13 protein-coding genes are annotated in these 18,483 nt (G+C 70.1%); 6 read left to right on the top strand and 7 right to left on the bottom strand.

Going from position 1 to position 18,483, the window contains the following annotated elements; translation table 11 throughout:
- Positions 1–10 precede the first annotated feature (10 nt).
- Positions 11–5,404 carry a fibronectin type III domain-containing protein gene (locus tag Q9R33_RS19670; RefSeq protein WP_311294852.1) on the top strand — a complete coding sequence of 1,798 codons (5,394 nt, stop codon included), beginning with the start codon at positions 11–13 and terminating at the stop codon, positions 5,402–5,404.
- 91 nt (positions 5,405–5,495) lie between these two features.
- Here the strand turns inward: Q9R33_RS19670 and Q9R33_RS19665 are convergent, their stop codons facing one another.
- Positions 5,496–6,533, bottom strand: a complete 1,038-nt coding sequence (locus Q9R33_RS19665) for a TerC family protein (RefSeq protein ID WP_311294851.1) — start codon at positions 6,531–6,533, stop codon at positions 5,496–5,498.
- Between the two features lie 262 nt (positions 6,534–6,795).
- On the opposite strand from Q9R33_RS19665, the gene Q9R33_RS19660 reads away from it, so the two are divergent.
- Entirely contained in the window at positions 6,796–8,508 is a 1,713-nt protein-coding gene (locus Q9R33_RS19660; RefSeq protein ID WP_311294850.1) for an IlvD/Edd family dehydratase, read from the top strand.
- Positions 8,509–8,577: 69 nt separating this feature from the next.
- Complete coding sequence (locus Q9R33_RS19655; RefSeq protein ID WP_311294849.1) at positions 8,578–9,585, top strand: alcohol dehydrogenase catalytic domain-containing protein; 1,008 nt, start codon at positions 8,578–8,580, stop codon at positions 9,583–9,585.
- A 61-nt stretch (positions 9,586–9,646) separates the two neighbouring features.
- On the opposite strand, the gene Q9R33_RS19650 is transcribed toward Q9R33_RS19655, so the two are convergent.
- The 4 genes from Q9R33_RS19650 to Q9R33_RS19635 form a co-directional block, all read right to left on the bottom strand.
- Entirely contained in the window at positions 9,647–10,036 is a 390-nt protein-coding gene (locus tag Q9R33_RS19650) for a DUF5684 domain-containing protein (RefSeq protein WP_056372115.1), read from the bottom strand.
- Between the two features lie 52 nt (positions 10,037–10,088).
- Positions 10,089–10,931: a CPBP family intramembrane glutamic endopeptidase gene (locus Q9R33_RS19645; RefSeq protein WP_311294848.1), complete on the bottom strand. Its 843-nt coding sequence runs from the start codon at positions 10,929–10,931 to the stop codon at positions 10,089–10,091.
- An 84-nt stretch (positions 10,932–11,015) separates the two neighbouring features.
- The gene (locus Q9R33_RS19640) at positions 11,016–11,186 is read right to left on the bottom strand and encodes a hypothetical protein (protein WP_311294847.1); all 171 of its coding nucleotides are present in this window, start codon (positions 11,184–11,186) and stop codon (positions 11,016–11,018) included.
- 225 nt (positions 11,187–11,411) lie between these two features.
- Positions 11,412–12,824 carry a PLP-dependent aminotransferase family protein gene (locus Q9R33_RS19635; RefSeq protein WP_311294845.1) on the bottom strand — a complete coding sequence of 471 codons (1,413 nt, stop codon included), beginning with the start codon at positions 12,822–12,824 and terminating at the stop codon, positions 11,412–11,414.
- Between Q9R33_RS19635 and Q9R33_RS19630 the strand changes: the two genes are divergently transcribed.
- On the top strand, positions 12,823–13,764 hold the full coding sequence (locus Q9R33_RS19630; protein WP_311294844.1) for a DMT family transporter: 942 nt from the start codon (positions 12,823–12,825) through the stop codon (positions 13,762–13,764). The genes Q9R33_RS19635 and Q9R33_RS19630 overlap by 2 nt on opposite strands.
- Entirely contained in the window at positions 13,764–14,366 is a 603-nt protein-coding gene (locus Q9R33_RS19625; RefSeq protein ID WP_056372124.1) for an FMN-binding negative transcriptional regulator, read from the top strand. Before Q9R33_RS19630 ends, Q9R33_RS19625 begins: the two co-directional genes overlap by 1 nt.
- Here the strand turns inward: Q9R33_RS19625 and Q9R33_RS19620 are convergent.
- Together Q9R33_RS19620 and Q9R33_RS19615 are read right to left on the bottom strand one after the other, a co-directional pair.
- Positions 14,356–15,765: an aldehyde dehydrogenase family protein gene (locus Q9R33_RS19620; RefSeq protein WP_311294843.1), complete on the bottom strand. Its 1,410-nt coding sequence runs from the start codon at positions 15,763–15,765 to the stop codon at positions 14,356–14,358. The two genes, Q9R33_RS19625 and Q9R33_RS19620, sit on opposite strands and share 11 nt — an antisense overlap.
- Positions 15,766–15,854: 89 nt before the next feature.
- A complete protein-coding gene (locus Q9R33_RS19615) occupies positions 15,855–16,772 on the bottom strand; it encodes a helix-turn-helix domain-containing protein (protein ID WP_311294842.1) in 918 nt (305 codons plus the stop codon).
- Positions 16,773–16,934: 162 nt separating this feature from the next.
- On the opposite strand from Q9R33_RS19615, the gene Q9R33_RS19610 reads away from it, so the two are divergent.
- Entirely contained in the window at positions 16,935–18,458 is a 1,524-nt protein-coding gene (locus Q9R33_RS19610) for an APC family permease (protein ID WP_311294841.1), read from the top strand.
- Positions 18,459–18,483: the final 25 nt, after the last annotated feature.

Genomic DNA, 18,483 nt, shown 5'->3' with positions numbered 1-18,483 from the left:
ACGGGTGCGCATGACGCTGGCAGCGGTGGTGACCGCTGCGGTGGTCGCGGCGCCGCTCGCCGTGCCGACCATGGCTCAGGCGGCGGGCGCTGATCCCGTCACCCTGAACGTCACGGGCGCCGACATCGCGGCGGCCGCGCAGAACAAGAACGGCCTCACGTTCAAGGGCTTCGGCGTGCTGTCGGCGAACTCGACGAGCGCGCTGCTGCTGGACTACAAGTCCCAGCACCCGGAGGCGTACTGGGAGCTCATCGAGACGCTGTTCGGCGGGGACCACCCGATCATGAACACGGTCAAGATCGAGATGGGCAACGACCGCAACACCTCGACCGGCCCGAACGCATCGACGATGCGCACGCGCGACGAGTACCCCAACGTGCTCCGCGAGCCCGGCTTCCAGCTCGCCGCCGACGCGCAGCTCGTCGCCCACGGCGACATCCACCTGAGCCTGCTCCGCTGGAACCGCCCGGCGTGGGTCGCGAATGACGCCGACCAGTACATCTGGTTCAAGAACACCGTGCTCGCCGCCTACCGCGAGTTCGGGGTCATGGTCGACTCGATCAACCCCGACACGAACGAGACCTCGAGCCCCAACATCCCGCTGTACAAGAACTTCTCGAGCTGGGTGCGCGGCGACGAGAAGGGCTACGAGGGTGCGACCGCGTCCGACCCGAACAACGGGTTCGCGTCGGAGGAGGAGAAGAACCTCTACCGCGCCATCCAGACGATCGCGGCCGACACCGTCGGCACGCCGCCGGTCGCGTTCGGCAACGCCATGACCTCGGCCACCGACGCGTCGCTGCGCGACGCGGTCGACGTCGTCGGCTTCCACTACTCGAGCGCCGACGACAGCGCGGGCAACATGAAGAAGATCGCCGAGCAGCTCGACAAGGAGGTCTGGAACTCGGAGGGCCAGTCGACCTTCTCGAACTCGGCCGACCGCCCGAACAACAACGCGAGCGACGAGCAGGGCGGGTTCGGCACCCAGTTCGGCGGTACCAACAGCGCGCTCGAGATGGGCAACTGGGTCACGACCGGCTTCCACGCGTCGCGGCGCACCATGAACATCTTCCAGCCGGCGATCGGCTCGTTCTACGACGGATTCCAGTACTCGTCGAAGGAGCTCGTGAACGCCCGTGACCCGTGGTCGGGCTGGATGTACTACGACGGCGGCCTGGCCGTGATCGAGCACTTCACCCAGTTCGCGAAGCTCGGGTGGGAGAACGCCGACAACACCGCCGGCATCTGGCGCGCGATCCCGAAGGCGTCGGGCAGCGAGCTCGGCACGGGCAACCCGCCGGGCGGCGCGCGTGCCGGCGGAGCGTCGTACACGACGCTCGCGGCGCCGGACGCCTCGGACTTCTCGACCGTCATCATCAACGACTCGAAGTTCACGAAGACCTACCGGATCGTCGCCAAGGACCTGAACCTCGGCGCCGACCAGACCGGTGAGGTGTGGGAGACGCGGGCGGCCGACGGCGGCCAGGCGTACGACGCGAACTACCTCAAGCCGGTCGGCGAGGTCACCCCCGCCGCCGACGGCACGTACACCGTCACGGTCAAGCCGTGGTCGGCCGTCACGTTCACGACGCTCGACCACGCGACCGCCGGTGCGGGCGGCACGCTCACGGCGAAGGACGGCTACGGCAGCGCGCTGCCGACGTCGAAGGAGTACACCGACGCCGACGGCGGCCGCGACGTGCTCGACACCGATGCGAGCGGCAACGTCAACGGCGTGACCGACGACGCGTTCCTCTACGCCGACGACTTCGACTACACCGAGCAGGGCGCGATCAAGGGCTACGACCCCGCGACCGGTCAGCTCGTCGACACCGGCGAGTCGTTCCTCGACAGCCGCGGCAACCAGTCCAAGCCGGGCGGCACTCCCGCAGTGCAGGCCGAGGACAACGGCGCCACGCCGCGCTACACGAACGACACGAACGGCGCGTTCGAGTCGGTCGCGACCCCGGACGCCGCGCACGACCGTGTGCTCCGCCAGCAGGTGGGCCCGGGCATGGCCGGCGGTGCGTGGAACGGCGGCGACCCGAAGACGACGATCGGCGACGCCCGCTGGGCGAACTACACGGTCTCGTCGGACGTGCTGTTCGAGGCATCCGGATCCCAGTACGCGACCATCGGCGCGCGCGAGCAGGGCGGCACGGCCAACGGCCAGAGCGTCTCGGCCGCCGAGCTGAAGATCGACCCGACCGGCGCGTGGACATTCATGCGCTTCGGCGCGACGCTCTCGACGGGCACCGTGGCGGGCAACGCCGCCGCGGCGTTCAAGACCGGCCCGGGCGTGTGGAACAACATCGCGGTGAAGGTCGCCGGCTCGGTGTACACGGCCTCCGTCAACGGCGTGGATGTCGCGACGTACACGGATGCTGCGCCCCAGGCGACCGGTCGCATCCAGCTGGGTTCGAGCTTCACCTTCGTGCAGTTCGACAACCTGAAGATCGAGACGGTGCCCGGCTACACGCCGTACTACGACGCGATGATCGACGGGATGCACCAGACCAGCTGGGCGGACCGCTCGGTGCCGGTGCTGCAGTTCGACAAGAACTGGAGCCACGCGAACGGCCAGGGCATGTTCGAGTGGCAGCGCACGGCCTCCAAGAGCACGGCGAAGGGCGCGTCGATGACGTACTCCTTCACCGGCACCGGTCTCGACATCATCGGCACCAACGCCGGCACCACGACCCTCGACGTGATCGTCGACGGCGTGCAGGTCGCCACGGCGGCGCCGACGTTCGCCGCCGGCAGCGAGCGCACCACGTTCATCCTCCGCGGCCTGTCGAACGGCCCGCACACGGTCGTCATCAAGACGGCGAACGACGCCTCGATCAACGTCGACGCCGTCGGCGTGGTCACCGCGACCGCCGACTCAGCGAAGGCCGACACCACGGCGCTCGCCGCGGCGGCGGACGCCGTGAAGGGCCTGGACGAGGCCGAGTACAGCGCCGAGACGTGGGCGGTGTTCGCGGCCGTGAAGGCGAACGCGACCGCCGCGCTCGACGACCCGGCAGCCTACGGTCTCGACACCGAGGGGTCTGTGGCGATCGCGGCCCGTCTGACGGCGGCCGCGGACGGCCTCGTGCCGAAGGACGTCAGCCCCGACGTGCTCGACCTGGGCGTCGTGACCATCACATCGGCCGACCGCACGCTGCCCGCGAAGCTCGACCTCGCCGGCACGAACGCGAAGGTCACGTGGAGCCTCGCGTCGACGACGAGCGCGAAGAGCGTCGCCGAGCTGGGGACGTTCGCAGCGTCCGGCCGCTCGACCGAGAAGCTGTCGACGGGCCTGTACCAGCGCTTCAGCGCCACGGTGCTGGTCGCCCCGGCCGATCTCGACTACTTCATCGACTCGGGCGCGACGGGGGCCTCGGCCGGATCCGTGTATGCGGCGGTCAAGGCATCCACTCCGGGGCTCGTCAACGACACCAGCGACCAGAAGTGGGACGGCACGACGGCGGGAACGACGTGGGGCTACTCGACCACGGCGACCACGATCGCGGCGGGCTCGCCGGCGGACTGGGGATCGTCGTACGTCGGCGCCGACTACAACAAGCCGGTCACGTACCACCTGACGCTTCCCGCGGGCTCGTACAACATCGTCGCCGTCCAGGCGCCGCGTGCAGGACTCACGACCAACGTCTACTCCAAGGTCAAGGTCGCGGGCGCCGAGACCACGAAGACCGCGGTGTCGACGGGATCGGCGACGCCGGTCGCGCAGACGCTGACGCTCGACGCGGACGCCGTGGTCGACGTGGAGTTCGGCACCAACGGCACGAGCGGCTACAACGCCCGTCTCGCGCTCGTCTACGTGCAGAGCCTTCCTCGCGACCTCGGGGTGCAGGGCGCGCTGACCGTCGACGAGGACCTTCCCGAGACGGTGACGGTCGCCGGCGCCGAGAAGGCCGTCGAATGGGATGCCGCCTCCGCCGCGCAGGCGCGCACGGTGTACGGCAAGCTCACGGTCACGGGCCGCCTGACCGACACCGATCAGGCCGTCGTCGCGGGCTACGAGATCGTCCCGCCGGCGCTGGTGTACTACATCGACTCGGGAACGAGCGGGGCGGCCTCGCCGCAGTACACCGCGGTCGCGGGCACGGTCGCGCTGCGCAATGACAGGGTCGACCAGGTCTCCACGGCCCCCGACCAATGGGGCTACGTCGCCGACGGCATGAAGACGAAGGGCACCACCGACGTGGGCGACAAGTACTCGACGGGTCTGTACCAGGACACGACGAAGCTCGTCTACCGTCTGCCTCTCGACGCGGGCACGTACACGCTCACGGGCGGGTTCACCGAATGGTGGGGTCTGAACCGCGCGATGTACCAGACGGTGTCGGTGGGCGGTACCGAACTCGCCAAGGGCACGGTCCCGCTGTCGGGCTCGAGCGGGCCGATCGCCGCGCCGCTCACCTTCACGCTGACGGCTCCCGCCACCGTCGACTACCTCGTCACCAACGAGGGCGCCGGCGCCGAGAAGCCCGTCATCTCGTGGCTCGCCGTGGCCGATGAGACGCTCCCCGGCGCGCCGCAGAACGTGACTGCCTCCCTCGCGGGCGACACCTCGATCACGGTCGCGTGGGATGCGTCGACCCTCGCCGGTCCGGGATTCACGGGGTACCGCGTGTACGAGGCGGGCGGCACCGACCCGGTGTGCGAGACGAGCAGCACCAGCTGCACCGTCAAGGCGCTCGAGCTCGGCACGACCCACGCGTACGAGGTCGCGGGCGTGAACGCACTCGGCGAGGGCGAGCGGTCGGCGGCGACGGCATCCGTCACCCTCCCGGAGGTCGCCTCGAACGACGGTGCGAAGACGGCGCCGGCCAAGGGCGTGCTCTCGTCGAACGACGGATGGGACACCGGCCTGAAGGACGGCACGTTCCAGCTGACGATGAACCTGTGGTGGGGCGAGAACGGCTCGCTGTTCAAGCTCTACCGCGACGGCGAGCTCGTCGCCAAGGTGCCGCTCACGATGATGACGCCCGGCGCGCAGAGCGCTGTCGTCGACATCAAGGGCCTGGTGAACGGCAGCTACGTGTTCACCGGTGAGCTGGTCAACTCGAAGGGCACGACCGCGACGCAGCCGCTCACCGTGAAGGTGACGGATGCCTCGCCCGGCAAGCCCGTCCTGTCGAGTGACGTCAAGAACGGCGCGGGCACGTACACCGTCACCGCCGACCTGTGGTGGGGCACCAACGCCACCTCCTACCGGTTCCTCGAGAACGGCGTCGAGGTCGGCGCGGGCGACCTGAAGGCGGCCACCCCGGGCGCGCAGCGCGCGACCCTGCCGGTCGCGGGCAAGGCCAAGGGGACGTACACCTACACGGTGGAGTTCACGAACGCCGCCGGCACGACGGTGAGCGCACCGCTCAAGGTGACGGTCTCGAAGTAGCCGGCCCAGCCGGCGCGGCACCGCAGCAGCGTCCGGCCTCCGCCTCGTGGCGGAGGCCGGACGCCGCTCTGCGCCGGTGGGGATCACCAGGTCAAGAGAGTTCCTTCTCTGGGTGGGCCGTAGACGTGTGATCTGCGGCGGGGATGGTCGGGTGCGACGTCGCGGCGCGGCCGCCGCGGGTCTTGATGAGGCTCGCCGTCGTCGCGACAGCGATCGTCGCGGCGATGAACAGCAGTGAGAACCAGATGGGGATCTCGGGCGCCCACAGCATCGGCTCGCCGCCGTTGATGAAGGGCAGCTCGTTCACGTGCATCGCATGAAGGACGAGCTTCACGCCGATGAAGGCGAGGATCACGGCGAGGCCCTGCGCCAGGTAGACCAGGCGCTCGAGCAGACCGCCGATCAGGAAGTACAGCTGCCGCAGGCCCATGAGCGCGAACGCGTTCGCGGTGAACACGATGTACGCCTCTTCGGTCAGCCCGTAGATCGCCGGGATGGAGTCGACGGCGAAGATCAGGTCCACGAAGCCGATCGCGACGATCACGAGGAGCATCGGCGTCACGAAGCGACGACCCGCCTTCACGACGGTGAGACGGTCACCGTTGTAGTCGTCGCTGACGGGCAGGCGGCGGCGGACGAATCGCATGAATCGGCCCTGCGAGGGATCCGCCTCACCGTGCGTGAAGGCCTGCCGATAGGCGAGGAAGAGCAGCAGCGCTCCGAAGAGGTAGAAGATCCACGAGAAGTTCTCGATCAGCGTGGCGCCGACCGCGATGAAGACGCCCCGGAGCACCAGCGCGATCACGATGCCGATCATCAGCACCTTCTGCTGGTAGATCTTCGGAACGGCGAATCCCGTCATCACGATGAGGAAGACGAAGAGGTTGTCGATCGACAGCGCCTTCTCGGTGAGGTAGCCCGCGAAGTACTCGCCGCCGTAGGTCCAGCCGGAGACGACGCCGACCCCGATGCCGAACAGCAGCGCCAGGCCGATGTAGAACGCGGACCAGCGGGCCGACTCGCCGATCGTCGGCTCGTGGGGCTTGCGGACGTGCGCGAAGAACTCGTAGACGAAGAACGTGATGGTGATCGCGATGGTGATGACCCAGACGAGCGGGGTGATGTTCAAGGAGGCTCCAACCGTGGCGTGACTGATCGACGCCAAGGTCTTCTCCATCCTCGAGATCGAGGACCGATGACCCGGGATGCACCATGCATCCGTAGTGACGAGCCGATCGTGGTGGAGTACTCCCCTTGGGGTTGCGAGCCTACGGAGCGTTCCCCGGCTCTTCCTGGGAGCACGCCGAGTGCGCCCGACGACGGCCGCCCTCTTTTCCGGCAGGATGGCGGAAAGCGCCCGCGATCGCTGCGGGCGAGGATGAGGGTCGACGGTGACGCTGCGCAGCTCCCACTGGTATTCAGGCGACGACCGGAACGCCTACATCCATCGGGCGTGGATGCGTCGCGGTGTTCCGGATTCGGCCTTCGCGGGGCGCCCGCAGATCGCGATCGCGAACACCGCATCGGACCTGACACCGTGCAACGCGCACCTCGACGAGGTCGCGCGGTCGGTGAAGAACGGCGTCTACGAGGCCGGCGGCATCCCGCTGGAGCTGCCGGTGGTGTCGCTGGGGGAGACGAACGTGCGGCCGACGGCGATGCTGTGGCGCAACATGGCCGCGATGGCGACCGAGGAGATGCTCCGGGCGAACCCGATCGACGGGGTCGTGCTGCTCGGCGGCTGCGACAAGACGATCCCGTCGCTGCTGATGGCCGCGGCATCCGTCGATCTTCCCGCCGTCGTCGTCCCCGGAGGCCCGATGCTCACCGGCCACTTCCGGGGCGAGGCGCTCGGCTGCGGCACCGACGTGTGGAGGCTGTCCGAAGAGGTGCGAGCGGGGACACTGAGCCAGGCGATGTTCCGGGGGAGCGAGTCGTCGATGATCCGCTCCAAGGGGCACTGCAACACGATGGGCACCGCATCGACCATGGCGCTCGTCGCCGAAGCCCTCGGCGTCGTGGTGCCCGGCGTCGCGGGGACGCCCGCACCGGACGCCCGCCTGCTCGAGGCCGCCCACCTCACCGGCGCTCTCGCCGTGGCGCTGGTCGCGGAGGACCGCCGACCGTCGACGTTCCTGACGAAGGGGAGCTTCCACAACGCGATCGTCGCGCTCGCCGCCATCGGCGGGTCCACCAACGCGGTCGTGCATCTGCTCGCGATCGCCGGGCGCCTGGGCATCGACCTCACCATCGACGACTTCGACCGGATCGGCGCCGAGGTGCCGCTGCTGGTCAACCTGCAGCCCGCAGGTCAGTACCTGATGGACGACCTGTTCCGCGCGGGCGGGTTCCTCGCGGTGATGCGCGAGGTGCGCGACCTGCTCGACCCCGCGGCCCTCACCATCACGGGTCGCCCGTTCGTGGAGTACCTCGACGACGCGCGCATCTGGGACGCGGACGTGATCACCCCGCGCGACACCCCGCTGCAGCCGCACGCCGGCATCTCCGTGCTGCGCGGCTCGCTCGCTCCGGGCGGTGCGCTGATCAAGCCCGCCGCCGCGTCCCCGCACCTGCTGAAGCACCGGGGTCGGGCGGTGGTGTTCGACTCCATCGAGGACTTCCACGCCCGCGTCGACGACCCCGACCTCGACATCGACGAGAACTCGGTGATGGTGCTGCGCGGCTGCGGACCGAAGGGATATCCCGGCATGCCCGAGGTGTCGAACATGCCGCTTCCGACCAAGCTCCTCGAGCGCGGCATCCGTGACATCGTCCGCATCTGCGACGGCCGCATGTCGGGCACCGCGTACGGCACGGTCGTGCTGCACGTCACTCCCGAGGCCGCCGCCGGGGGACCGCTCGCCCTCGTGAGGACCGGCGACTGGATCGAACTCGACGTGCGCGACCGGCGCCTCGACCTCGACGTGCCGGCCGACGAACTGGCGAGCCGGATGCCGAACCAGGCCACCGTCGACGGCTACGCGAACCCGCGGCGCGGGTGGGAGCGGCTCTACGTCGACCACGTGATGCAGGCCGACCGCGGCGCCGACCTCGACTTCCTGGTCGGAGCGTCGGGTTCGGAGGTGACGCGTGAGTCCCATTGAGCCGAGGGGCGCGGGTCCCGACCTCCGGCCGGGGGTCCGCGGCATCCGTCCCCGCGTGTGGGCGGGGAGATGAGGGCTCTCGTCATCACGGCGCCGCACCGCGCCGAGATCCAGGAGGTGCCCGAACCCGAGCCGGCAGCGGGCGAGGTCGTCGTCGACGTGCGGCGCGCCGGGATCTGCGGCACAGACATCGAGTTCTTCACCGGGGAGATGGCGTATCTGCACACCGGCCACGCCGCCTACCCGATGCGGATCGGCCACGAGTGGACGGGCATCGTCTCGGAGGTCGGCGCCGGGGTCGACCCCGCGTGGATCGGGCGACGGGTCACCGGCGACACGATGCTGGGCTGCGGCGCGTGCCGCCGCTGCGAGCACGGTCGCCGGCACGTGTGCGAGAACCGGCTCGAGCTCGGCATCCGCGGCGGGAAGGCCGGTGCCCTCGCCGAGAAGGTCGCGACCCCCGTCGCATCGCTGCATCGACTGCCCGATGGCGTCGACGATGCGATGGCCGCCATGGTCGAGCCCGGCGGGAACGCCTTTCGCGCCGTGCGGGGTGCGGATCTGCGCCCGGGCGATCGCTGTCTCGTGCTCGGCCCCGGCACGATCGGCCTGCTGAGCGCGATGTTCGCCCGCGCCGCCGGCGCCGAGGTGCACCTGCTCGCCCGCGACGACCGCGCCCTCGCGTTCGCGCGGTCGCTCGGCTTCGACCACATCTGGACGCAGGAACGGATGCCGCGACTGCCGTGGGACGCCGTGATCGAGGCATCCAACGCTCCGCAGCTTCCGGCGAAGGCGCTCGAGCTCGTCGAGCCGGGCGGGCGGGTCGTCTACATCGGCCTCGCCGGCACGCCGAGCCTCATCGACACCCGCGACCTGGCGCTGAAGGACGTGACGGCCGTCGGCGTGCTCAGCGCCTCGCCCGGCCTCGCGGGCACCATCGACGCCTACGCCTCAGGCGTCGTCGATCCGCGACCTCTCATCGCCGCGACGGTCGCCCTCGAGGAGCTGCCCGCGATCCTCGCCGGCGAGCGGCCGGCGGGTGCGGGGCCGGGCCCGAAGTTCCACGTCGCGCCGTGACCGCAGACGCGAACGCCCCCGGCCGCGGAACGGGGGCGTTCGCTCTGTCAGCGGGAGTGGCTCAGACGGGCTTGGTGTAGGTGTCGTTGCTGAAGCCGGTGATGAAGTAGCCGATCGGGTTGAGCAGGAACAGCAGGAAGAACGAGAACGCGCCGCCGTGGCCGAAAGCCCGGCCGTTGCGGAAGGCGACGATGATCGCGAGCACGATGTTGGCGATCGGCACGAACCACAGCAGTCCGAGCCAGGCCGAGTACCCCGCGACCTTGACGAGCACGAACAGATTCACGATCGGGATGATCGCGAGCCATCCCGGGTAGCCGGCCTTCGTGAACGTCCTCCAGTAGGCGGCGATCGTGGCGATCCAGTAGATCAGGCCGACGACCACGTAGCCGAAGACGGCACCGGCGGAGACGGCCTGGTTGATGGGCTCGATGTCAGAAAGCAGAGTCATGCGCTGAGCGTATGGTGTCCGGCGGCGCCGGCCTCGTATTGGTGCCCGTCGGTCAGGCGGCCTTGGTGCCGATGCCCGGCTCAACCACCGATGCGGTCGGCTCGACCTTCCCTCGGATGAAGAAGAGCAGCACGATCCCGGCGATGACCACGGCGATGTTGCCCTGAGCCGCGACGGCGGTGAGCGCGCCGTCGGCGGGGTAGGCCGACTGCAGGAAGATCGACGGATCGGTCGTCGCATGCAGCAGGATCGGCCAGATCAGGTTGCCCGTCACGCGCAGAGACAGGTACATCAGGATGCCGAAGGCGAACGTGTAGACGAGCTGGAATCCTGTGGCGAGCGGCGATTGTCCCGACAGCACGTTGCCCGAGTGCAGCAGGGCGAACAGCAGGGCCGAGACCAGCGCCACCACGATCTCGCGGTAGCCGCCCTTGCGCATGAGGTTCACCACGAAGCCTCGGGTGAGCACCTCTTCGGCGAAGCCGACGAACAGGCCGGCGACGACCCAGGCCACGACCACGCCGGCGCCGGTCGCGCCGTAGTCGATCGTCGCGAACCGCAGCACGTTGAACACCAGCACCACGGCGACGGCGATCCACATCCAGCCGCGGCCGCGGATGGGCTGCGGGCCGAACAGCTCACGGAGCCAGCCCGCCGACCACGCGAAGAGGACGAGCAGCACTCCGCCGAGCGCGATCGGCAGCGCCGTGCCGAACCAGATGAGAGCCGCCGGATCGTCGGTCGAGGTCACCAGCGGAAGGAACGCGAACGATCCGAGCTGGTACAGCGCGTAGTACGCGACCACCAGCAGCAGGGCACGCCACCAGCCGCCCCGCTCCCAGAAACGCCGCCATCCGTTGGTGCCGTGGCTGGATTCCGTGGCGTCGGTATGCATCGGGTCCCCTGTCTCGTGAGTCGACCGGAGTCTCACCCTAGCGGTGGGGCGCAACGCCCTCCCTCGTCCAGGCGGGGGATGAGTTCAGCGGCCCGTGCCCCACAGCCGGTTCGTCTGGGCGTGGGCCTGCAAGAGATCGTCACGCGCCGCTTCGAGCGCGCGCTGCGCATCGATGAAGGCATCCCGCGCCTCGATGAGCCGGACCGGGACCCCGTCCTCCAGGCTTCCGATGCTGAAGCTGTGCGTCCACGACATGGCGTTGCTCCTCTCGTGCGAGCCGGATCTCGGCGCGCTCCGAACCGGCCGGGGAAGTGCCTCCCCGATGCCGTGCCACGACGCTAGACAGCGGCATCCGTCTCGTCCACGGTGCGGTGAAACACCAGGACACGGGCCGTAACGCACATCCGTCAGGGTGGTCGTACGACCATCGTCCGATGGCGGCTCCGCCCCGTACGTGCAACCGGTCGTGGCGGCGGCCGCTCACCCGCCGATCCCGGCGAGCACTTCGCCGAGGACGCGGCCCGCGTCGGCGAATCGCCGCGGGTCTTCGCTGGAGTAGTTGAGACGGACGAAGGGGCCCGACGGCTCCGCCGGGAACCACTCGTCGCCCGCCGCGATGATGAGGCCCCGGGCCTCGGCCCGGCGTACGACCAGACCAGCGTCGGTGCCGTCGGGAAGGCGCGCCCACAGGTTGAGCCCGCCAGCCGGGGTCGTGTCGATGTGGGCGGTCGGCGCGTGCTCGCGGAGGCTGTCGAGCAGCAGGTCGCGGCGGCTGCGGAGCTGCCCGCGCAGGCCTCTGAGGTGCGTGCGCCACGCGGGCTGTGTGACGACGTCGAGCGCCGCCGCCTGCAGCAGCCCGCTGACGTACATCGACTCGGCGGCGCGATCGGTGAGGACGCGCTCGCGCGCCGGCCCCCGTGCGATCACGGCCGCCACGCGCAGCGCCGGCGACACGCTCTTGGTGAGCGAGCGCAGGTAGATGACGTGGCCGTCGTCGTCGTGCGCCGCGAGGGGACGGGGATCGGCGTCGATGGCCAGATCGTGGGCCCAGTCGTCCTCGATGAGGAACGCGCCCCTGCGCCGCACGATCTCGAGGATCGCGTCCGCGGTCGCGGACGGCCACTGCCCGCCGGTCGGGTTCGCGAACGTCGGCTGTGCGTAGAACGCGCGCGCGCCGGTGCGCTCCAGCGCACGCTCGACCTCGTCGGGGTCGGGGCCGTGCGGCCCTGAGGGCACCGGCACGAGGGTGACGCCCGCCTGCTCGGCGGCGAGCATCGCGCCCCAGTAGGTGGGCGACTCGATCACGAGCGGCCGGCCGGTTCCGACGACGGCGCGGAAGATCGACGAGAGCCCGCTCTGGCTGCCCGAGATGATCAGCACATCGCGCGCTGTCGGGGGCGTGATCCCGGCGGGTGCGGCCGCGGCGAGCTCGTGCGCGAACCAGTCCTGCAACTCCGGCACTCCGGTCACTGGCGAGCGGGTGATCGCGGCACCCGAGCGCGCCGCGCGGACGATGGCCGCGCGGACCGCACGCTCGGGGAGCAGATCGGATGCCGGGTACCCCGAGTGCAGACCGATCGCATCGGGTGCGACCGACCGCTGCGTCGACGACAGCATCGACACGCGCGCCTGCGGCGTGCCCAGCGCCGCCGTCTGCCAGCCGTAGTCGGCGGGCCGTGCGGGGCGGATCGCGCGCACGAACGTGCCGACGCCGGGGCGGCTCTCGACGAGACCGGCCTCGATGAGCCGGCGCATGGCCTTTTGCACCGTCACGGGGCTCGCCTCGTACTCCGCGACGAGTGCGCGGTTGGACGGCAGCTGCGATCCGGGCGGGGCCGCGGCGATCCAGGTGCGCAGAGCCGTCGTGATACGGGCGGTGCTATCCTGACTCATGACAGAACAGAGTAGCGCTACTCTTCTCCGTGCGACAGTGCTACCCCGCGCCGCGGGACTCGGCTGGGGAGCCGTCGGCATCTTCGCCTTCTCGTTCACGCTCCCCTTCACGAGCATCGCGGTGGCCGGCCTGTCGCCGCTGTTCATCGGCTGCGGCCGCGCGGTCGTCGCCGCGCTGCTCGCCGTGCTGGTGCTGTCGATCGCGCGCCACCGGCGTGCCGCAGCGGTCCCGCTCCCGAGCGCAGTCCAGTGGGTGCGCCTCGCGGTCGTCGCCGCGGGTGTGGTCGTCGGCTTCCCGCTGCTCACGTCCTTCGCGCTCGTCTCGGTGCCCGCCAGCCACGCCGTCGTGGTGATCGGACTGCTTCCCGCCGCGACGGCGGTGATGGCGGTGCTGCGCGGCCACGAGCGTCCTGCCGCGGCGTTCTGGGTGTTCGCGGTGCTCGGCGCGCTCGCCGCGATGGCGTTCGCCTCCCTGCAGAACGGCGGGCTGGGCGAACTGCACGAGTCGGATCTGCTGCTGTTCCTCGCGGTGCTGCTGTGCGCGCTCGGCTACGCCGAGGGCGGTCTGCTCGCCCGCGAACTGGGCGCCTGGCAGACGGTGTCATGGGCGCTCGTGCTCGCGTCGCCGCTCATGGTGGTCGGAGCCGCTGTGGGGTGGTTCCAGCAGCCGCCGCACGCCTCCCCGGTCGAGTGGGCCGCGTTCGCGTACCTCGGGGTCGTGAGCATGTTCCTGGGCTTCTTCGCCTGGTACCGGGGACTCGCGATCGGCCCCATCGCCCAGGTCGGCCAGGTGCAGCTCATCCAGCCCGTGCTCGGCATCCTGTGGTCCGCCCTGCTGCTCCACGAGCGCATCGGACTGCCGACTCTCCTCGGCGGCCTCGCCGTCATCGCCTGCGCCGGATTCGCCGTGCGCACCCGCCTCACCCGGAAGGACGCCTGATGCGCCACACGCCCCGCTACCTCATGACCGATCCCGAGCAGGTGAAGGAGCTGATCCGTCACCACCCTTGGGCGACCTTCGTCTCGCCCGTCGGCAGGCTGGTCGCCTCGCACTACCCGGTGCTGCTCGACGAGGAGGCCGACGACATCGTCGTGTTCAGCCACTTCGGGCGCCCCGACGACGAGCTGCATGAGCTCGGCTCCCATGAGATTCTCGTCATCATCCAGGGACCCCACGACTACGTCTCGCCGAGCTGGTACGCGCCGGGCGACCTCGTGCCGACGTGGAATCACGTCACCGCCCACCTCTACGGCACGCCCGAGGTGCTCTCCGACGACGAGAACTACGCGATGCTCTCGCGGCTGACCGACCACTTCGAGCAGGGGCATCCGCACGGGCGGAGCCTCGCCGAGGACGAAGCCGGCACCCGGCGCATCGCGAAGGGCACGGTCGGCCTGCGTGTGCAGGTCACCCGCTTCGAGGCGCGCGCGAAACTCAGCCAGAACAAGCCCGCGGAGGTGCGTGAGAACATCACGGCCCACATCGCCGCGCACAACCCCCCGTTGGCGCAGGCGATGCGGGCCGTGGAGGTCAGCGGCTGATGACCTTCGGCGCGGCGACGGCCTTGAGGCCGGCGACGCCGAACTCCTGGCCGTAGCCTGAGGCCTTGGTGCCGCCGAAGGGCACCACCGGGTTCAGCGCCCCGTGCTGGTTGATCCAGACGGTGCCCGCCTGCAGGCGCTGGGCGACCGCGACGGCGGCGTCGACGTCTGCCGACCACACGGAGGCGCCGAGTCCCTGTTCCGAGGCGTTCGCGCGGCGGATCGCGTCGTCGACGTCGGAGTAGCGGATCACCGGGATGGCGGGACCGAACTGCTCCTCGTCGACCAGACGCGCGCCGTCCTCGATATCGGCGACGACCGTGGTGCGGTAGAACAGCGGGCCGAGCTCGGGCGCGGCCTCGCCGCCCACGACGACCCGCGCACCGCGCTCTCGCGCGTCATCGACGAGGTCGCGCACGATGTCGAACTGCTTCTCGTTCTGCAGCGGCCCGAGCACGTTGCCCTCGTCGAGACCACGCCCCATCGGCATCGCTCGCGCCATGCCGGCGAGCGTGTCGACCACCTTGTCGTACACCGAGTCATGGACGTACAGGCGCTTGAGGGCCGCGCAGGTCTGGCCGGTGTTGATGAAGCAGCCCCAGAACAGGTTCTCGGCGATCGCGGCGGGGTCGGTGCCCGGCAGCACGATCCCGGCGTCGTTGCCGCCGAGCTCGAGCGTGAGCCGCGCCAGATTGCCCGCGGAAGACTCGACGATGCGACGGCCGGTCGCGGTCGAGCCCGTGAACATGATCTTGTCGATGCCGGGGTGGCCGGCGATCGCCGCGCCCACCTCGCGATCGCCGGAGACGACGGTCAGCACGCCTTCGGGCAGGTGCCGGTTGAAGACCTCGGCGAGAGCCAGCACCGACAGCGGGGTGAACTCGCTGGGCTTGACCACCACGGTGTTGCCCATGCGCAGCGACGGCGCGATCTGCCACACCGTGATCATCATCGGCCAGTTCCACGGACCGATCGCGCCCACGACGCCGAGCGCGTCGTAGTGCACTTCGGCTCGCGATTCGCCGGCCTCGAAGACCACCTCGGGCTCGAGCGGGGTCTCGGCTGCGGTGCGGGTCCACACCGCGCAGGCGCCCACCTCGAACCGCGCGTTGGGGCCGTCGAGCGGCTTGCCCTGCTCGCGCGACAGCAGCTGCGCCAGCTCCTCGGCGTTCGCCTCGAGGTCGTCGGCGACGGCGTTCAGGATGCGGGAGCGCTCGGCGTGGCCGAGCGCGTTCCACGCCGGCTGGGCCTGGCGCGCGGCGGCGACGGCGGTGTCGAGATCGGCCAGGGTGTGCACGGGCGCGTAGCCGATCGTCTCGCGGGTGGCAGCATCCGGAATCGCCCGCCCCAGGTCTTCAGAAACGGTGATGGCGTCCAGAATCGACGTCGCGACGGTCATGGGATCCTCCTCGATCGGGTCTGACTCGATTGTCGGAGGATGCTGCGCGCCGCGGTTGACCGCCCGCGCAGGCTGCTTGACCGCCCGCGCTACGCCAGGCGCACGCCACTCGGCGGCACGCCGAAGTGCGCGCGGAAGGTGCGGCTGAAGTGGGCGGCGTCGACGAAGCCGTTCGCGAGGGCGACGTCGGTGATCGAGCGGTGCGCCTGCTGCGGGTCGACGAGGACGTCGTAGCAGCGCTCGAGGCGACGGGTGCGGATCACCGTGGAGACTGTCGTGCCCTGCTCGTTGAACAGGGCGTGCAGGTGACGCACCGAGATGAAGTGCGCCGCCGCGATCTGGCTGGGGGAGAGCTCGCTGTCGGAGAGGCGCTCGTCGATGTGGTCGAGCACCCGCCGCATGAGCGTGCCGTGCGCATCGGTGCTGGTCGCCTCGCGGCCGAGGTTCGCCTCGAGCAGCGTGCCCACCATGTCGACGGCGCTGCGGAACATGCGGCGCGCGAGGTGCGCGTCGAGCTCGCCGGCACCGCGGGCGAGTGAGGCGACGTAAGGCGCGATCATGGCGCCCACGCCGCCGGCTCCGTCGAGGCGCGTCGCGGTGAGGCGGCCGATCGTCTCAGCGGGGATGTCGAGCATGACCTTCGGGAACATCACGACCGACATCCGCATCGTCTGGTCGAAGAGGAGCGAGTATGGGCGGTCGGTGTCGTAGATCGCCATGTCGCCGGCGCGCAGCGAGGTCTCGCGGCCGTCCTGGACGATGAGCCCGCTGCCCCGCTCGATGAGCGAGAACTTGAAGTACTGCTGCGGCGCGCGCGCGATCAGGCCGGGGGTGCGGTGGACGCTGTGCCCGTCGGCGGCGATGCCGAAGACGTTGATGTCGCCCGCCACGGCGGCGTCGAGCGCGCCGCGGAAGCTCTCGTCGTGCTCGGCGTGCACGTCGAGTGCGACGACCGCGTGCGACACGGCGTGGCGGTACGCCGTGAACGACAGGGGTTCTTCTGACATGGGCTCACCTCACTGTGGCCGAATCGTATACGATTCGCGAGTTTACCACGCGGAGGCCCGATGTGCCCCCACAGGCAAGGACTCTGCCCGCGGCGTCAATCCCGGGTGGTCCGGCCCCGGGACGATGATCCCGACCCGACCTGAGCATCGAAGGAGCTGCACATGGCCACCTCCGGCCCCACGACCTCGACGACCCGCACGGCAGCGCATCGCCGTCTCGGGGTCCTCGCCGTCGCGTTCATGATCATCGCCGCCTCGGCGCCGTTGACCGTCGTCGCCGGCGGTGTGACCAGCGCCTACTCGGTCACGCATGTCGACGGCATCCCGTTCGGCTACATCGTGCTGGCCGCCGCGCTCGCGATCTTCGCGATCGGCTACGCCGCGATGAGTCGCTTCATCACGAACGCCGGCGCGTTCTACTCGTACGTCTCGCAGGGGATCGGCCGGCCCGCCGGCGTCGGGGCATCGGTGCTCGCGCTCATCGCCTACAACGCGATGCAGATCGGCATCTGGGGCATGTTCGGCTTCCAGATCTCGTCGTTCATCGAATCCAAGACCGGGTGGGCGAGCCCGTGGTGGGTCTGGGTGATCCTCGGGATCGTCGTCGTCGGCATCCTCGGCGTGAACCGCGTCGATCTCTCGGCGAAGGTGCTCGGTGTGCTCGTGGCGCTGGAGTTCCTCGCGGTCATCGTCTTCGACGTCGTGGCCTTCGTGAACCCCGCCGAGGGCTTCACCGTCGCGCCGATGACCCCGTCCGCGCTTTTCGTTCCGGGCGTCGGCGCCGTGCTCGCGTTCGGCATCGCCGCGTTCATGGGCTTCGAGTCCGCCGCGATCTACGGCGAGGAGTCGAAGGACCCCCAGCGCACGATCCCGCGCGCGACGTTCCTCGCGGTCGCCGTCATCGGTGTGTTCTACGCGATCTCGTCGTGGGCGCTCGCGCTCGCCGTCGGCCCGGCGAAGATCACCGACCCGACCGGCATCACGCCGGAGGAGGCCGGCCCGCCGCTCTTCTTCAACTTCGTCGCCGAGCACCTCGGGGTGCTGTGGGTCGACCTCATGTCGATCCTCTTCATCACGAGCCTCTTCGCGGCCTTGGTCAGCTTCCACAACGCGGTCTCGCGCTACGCCTTCTCGCTGGGCCGCGAGGGCGTGCTTCCCCGCCAGCTCGGCACCGTGCGCACCTCGAGCGGCGCGCCGTGGGCGGGTTCGGTCGCGCAGTCCGTGCTGGCGCTCGTCGTCATCATCGGATTCGCGATCGCCGAGGGCGGCTGGAACCCCGAGAACGGCCCGTACCCTGTGCTCACCCTCTTCACGTGGCTCACGAACCTCGGCGCGTTCGGCCTCGTGCTGCTCATGGTGCTGGTCTCGGCGGCCGTCATCGGCTTCTTCCGGCGGAATGCCCGTGACGTCGGTGCCGGGAGCCGGTTGGTGGCGCCGATCGTCGCCCTCGTCGCGCTCGGGATCGTGTGGATCCTCATCCTCGTGAACTGGGACGTGCTCCTCGGCCAGCCCCAGTCGACGCCGACCACGTTCATCCTTCCGGCGATCCTCCTCGTGCCCTCGATCGCCGCGGTGCTGTGGGCCTACTGGCTCCGCAAGGCCAAGCCCGACGTGTACCGCCAGATCGGCCACGGAGCCGACGAGGCGGAGGCGCCCCACCTGGGCAGCGAGCCGGTCGGCGTGTGACCCGCTGACGCCGAGAAAGAGGGCG

Source organism: Microbacterium sp. PRC9, from assembly GCF_031844125.1.
GTDB lineage: Bacteria > Actinomycetota > Actinomycetes > Actinomycetales > Microbacteriaceae > Microbacterium.
This window is presented reverse-complemented; position numbering and strand designations above follow the sequence as displayed.

What these genes read in the sequence shown, in the direction of transcription:
- Q9R33_RS19670 (WP_311294852.1), top strand. Translation starts at nt 11, where the DNA reads ATGACGCTGGCAGCGGTGGTGACCGCTGCGGTGGTCGCGGCGCCGCTC.
- Q9R33_RS19655 (WP_311294849.1), top strand. Translation starts at nt 8,578, where the DNA reads ATGAGGGCTCTCGTCATCACGGCGCCGCACCGCGCCGAGATCCAGGAG.
- Q9R33_RS19650 (WP_056372115.1), bottom strand. Translation starts at nt 10,036, where the DNA reads ATGACTCTGCTTTCTGACATCGAGCCCATCAACCAGGCCGTCTCCGCC.
- Q9R33_RS19645 (WP_311294848.1), bottom strand. Translation starts at nt 10,931, where the DNA reads ATGCATACCGACGCCACGGAATCCAGCCACGGCACCAACGGATGGCGG.
- Q9R33_RS19640 (WP_311294847.1), bottom strand. Translation starts at nt 11,186, where the DNA reads ATGTCGTGGACGCACAGCTTCAGCATCGGAAGCCTGGAGGACGGGGTC.
- Q9R33_RS19630 (WP_311294844.1), top strand. Translation starts at nt 12,823, where the DNA reads ATGACAGAACAGAGTAGCGCTACTCTTCTCCGTGCGACAGTGCTACCC.
- Q9R33_RS19635 (WP_311294845.1), bottom strand. Translation starts at nt 12,824, where the DNA reads ATGAGTCAGGATAGCACCGCCCGTATCACGACGGCTCTGCGCACCTGG.
- Q9R33_RS19625 (WP_056372124.1), top strand. Translation starts at nt 13,764, where the DNA reads ATGCGCCACACGCCCCGCTACCTCATGACCGATCCCGAGCAGGTGAAG.
- Q9R33_RS19620 (WP_311294843.1), bottom strand. Translation starts at nt 15,765, where the DNA reads ATGACCGTCGCGACGTCGATTCTGGACGCCATCACCGTTTCTGAAGAC.
- Q9R33_RS19615 (WP_311294842.1), bottom strand. Translation starts at nt 16,772, where the DNA reads ATGTCAGAAGAACCCCTGTCGTTCACGGCGTACCGCCACGCCGTGTCG.
- Q9R33_RS19610 (WP_311294841.1), top strand. Translation starts at nt 16,935, where the DNA reads ATGGCCACCTCCGGCCCCACGACCTCGACGACCCGCACGGCAGCGCAT.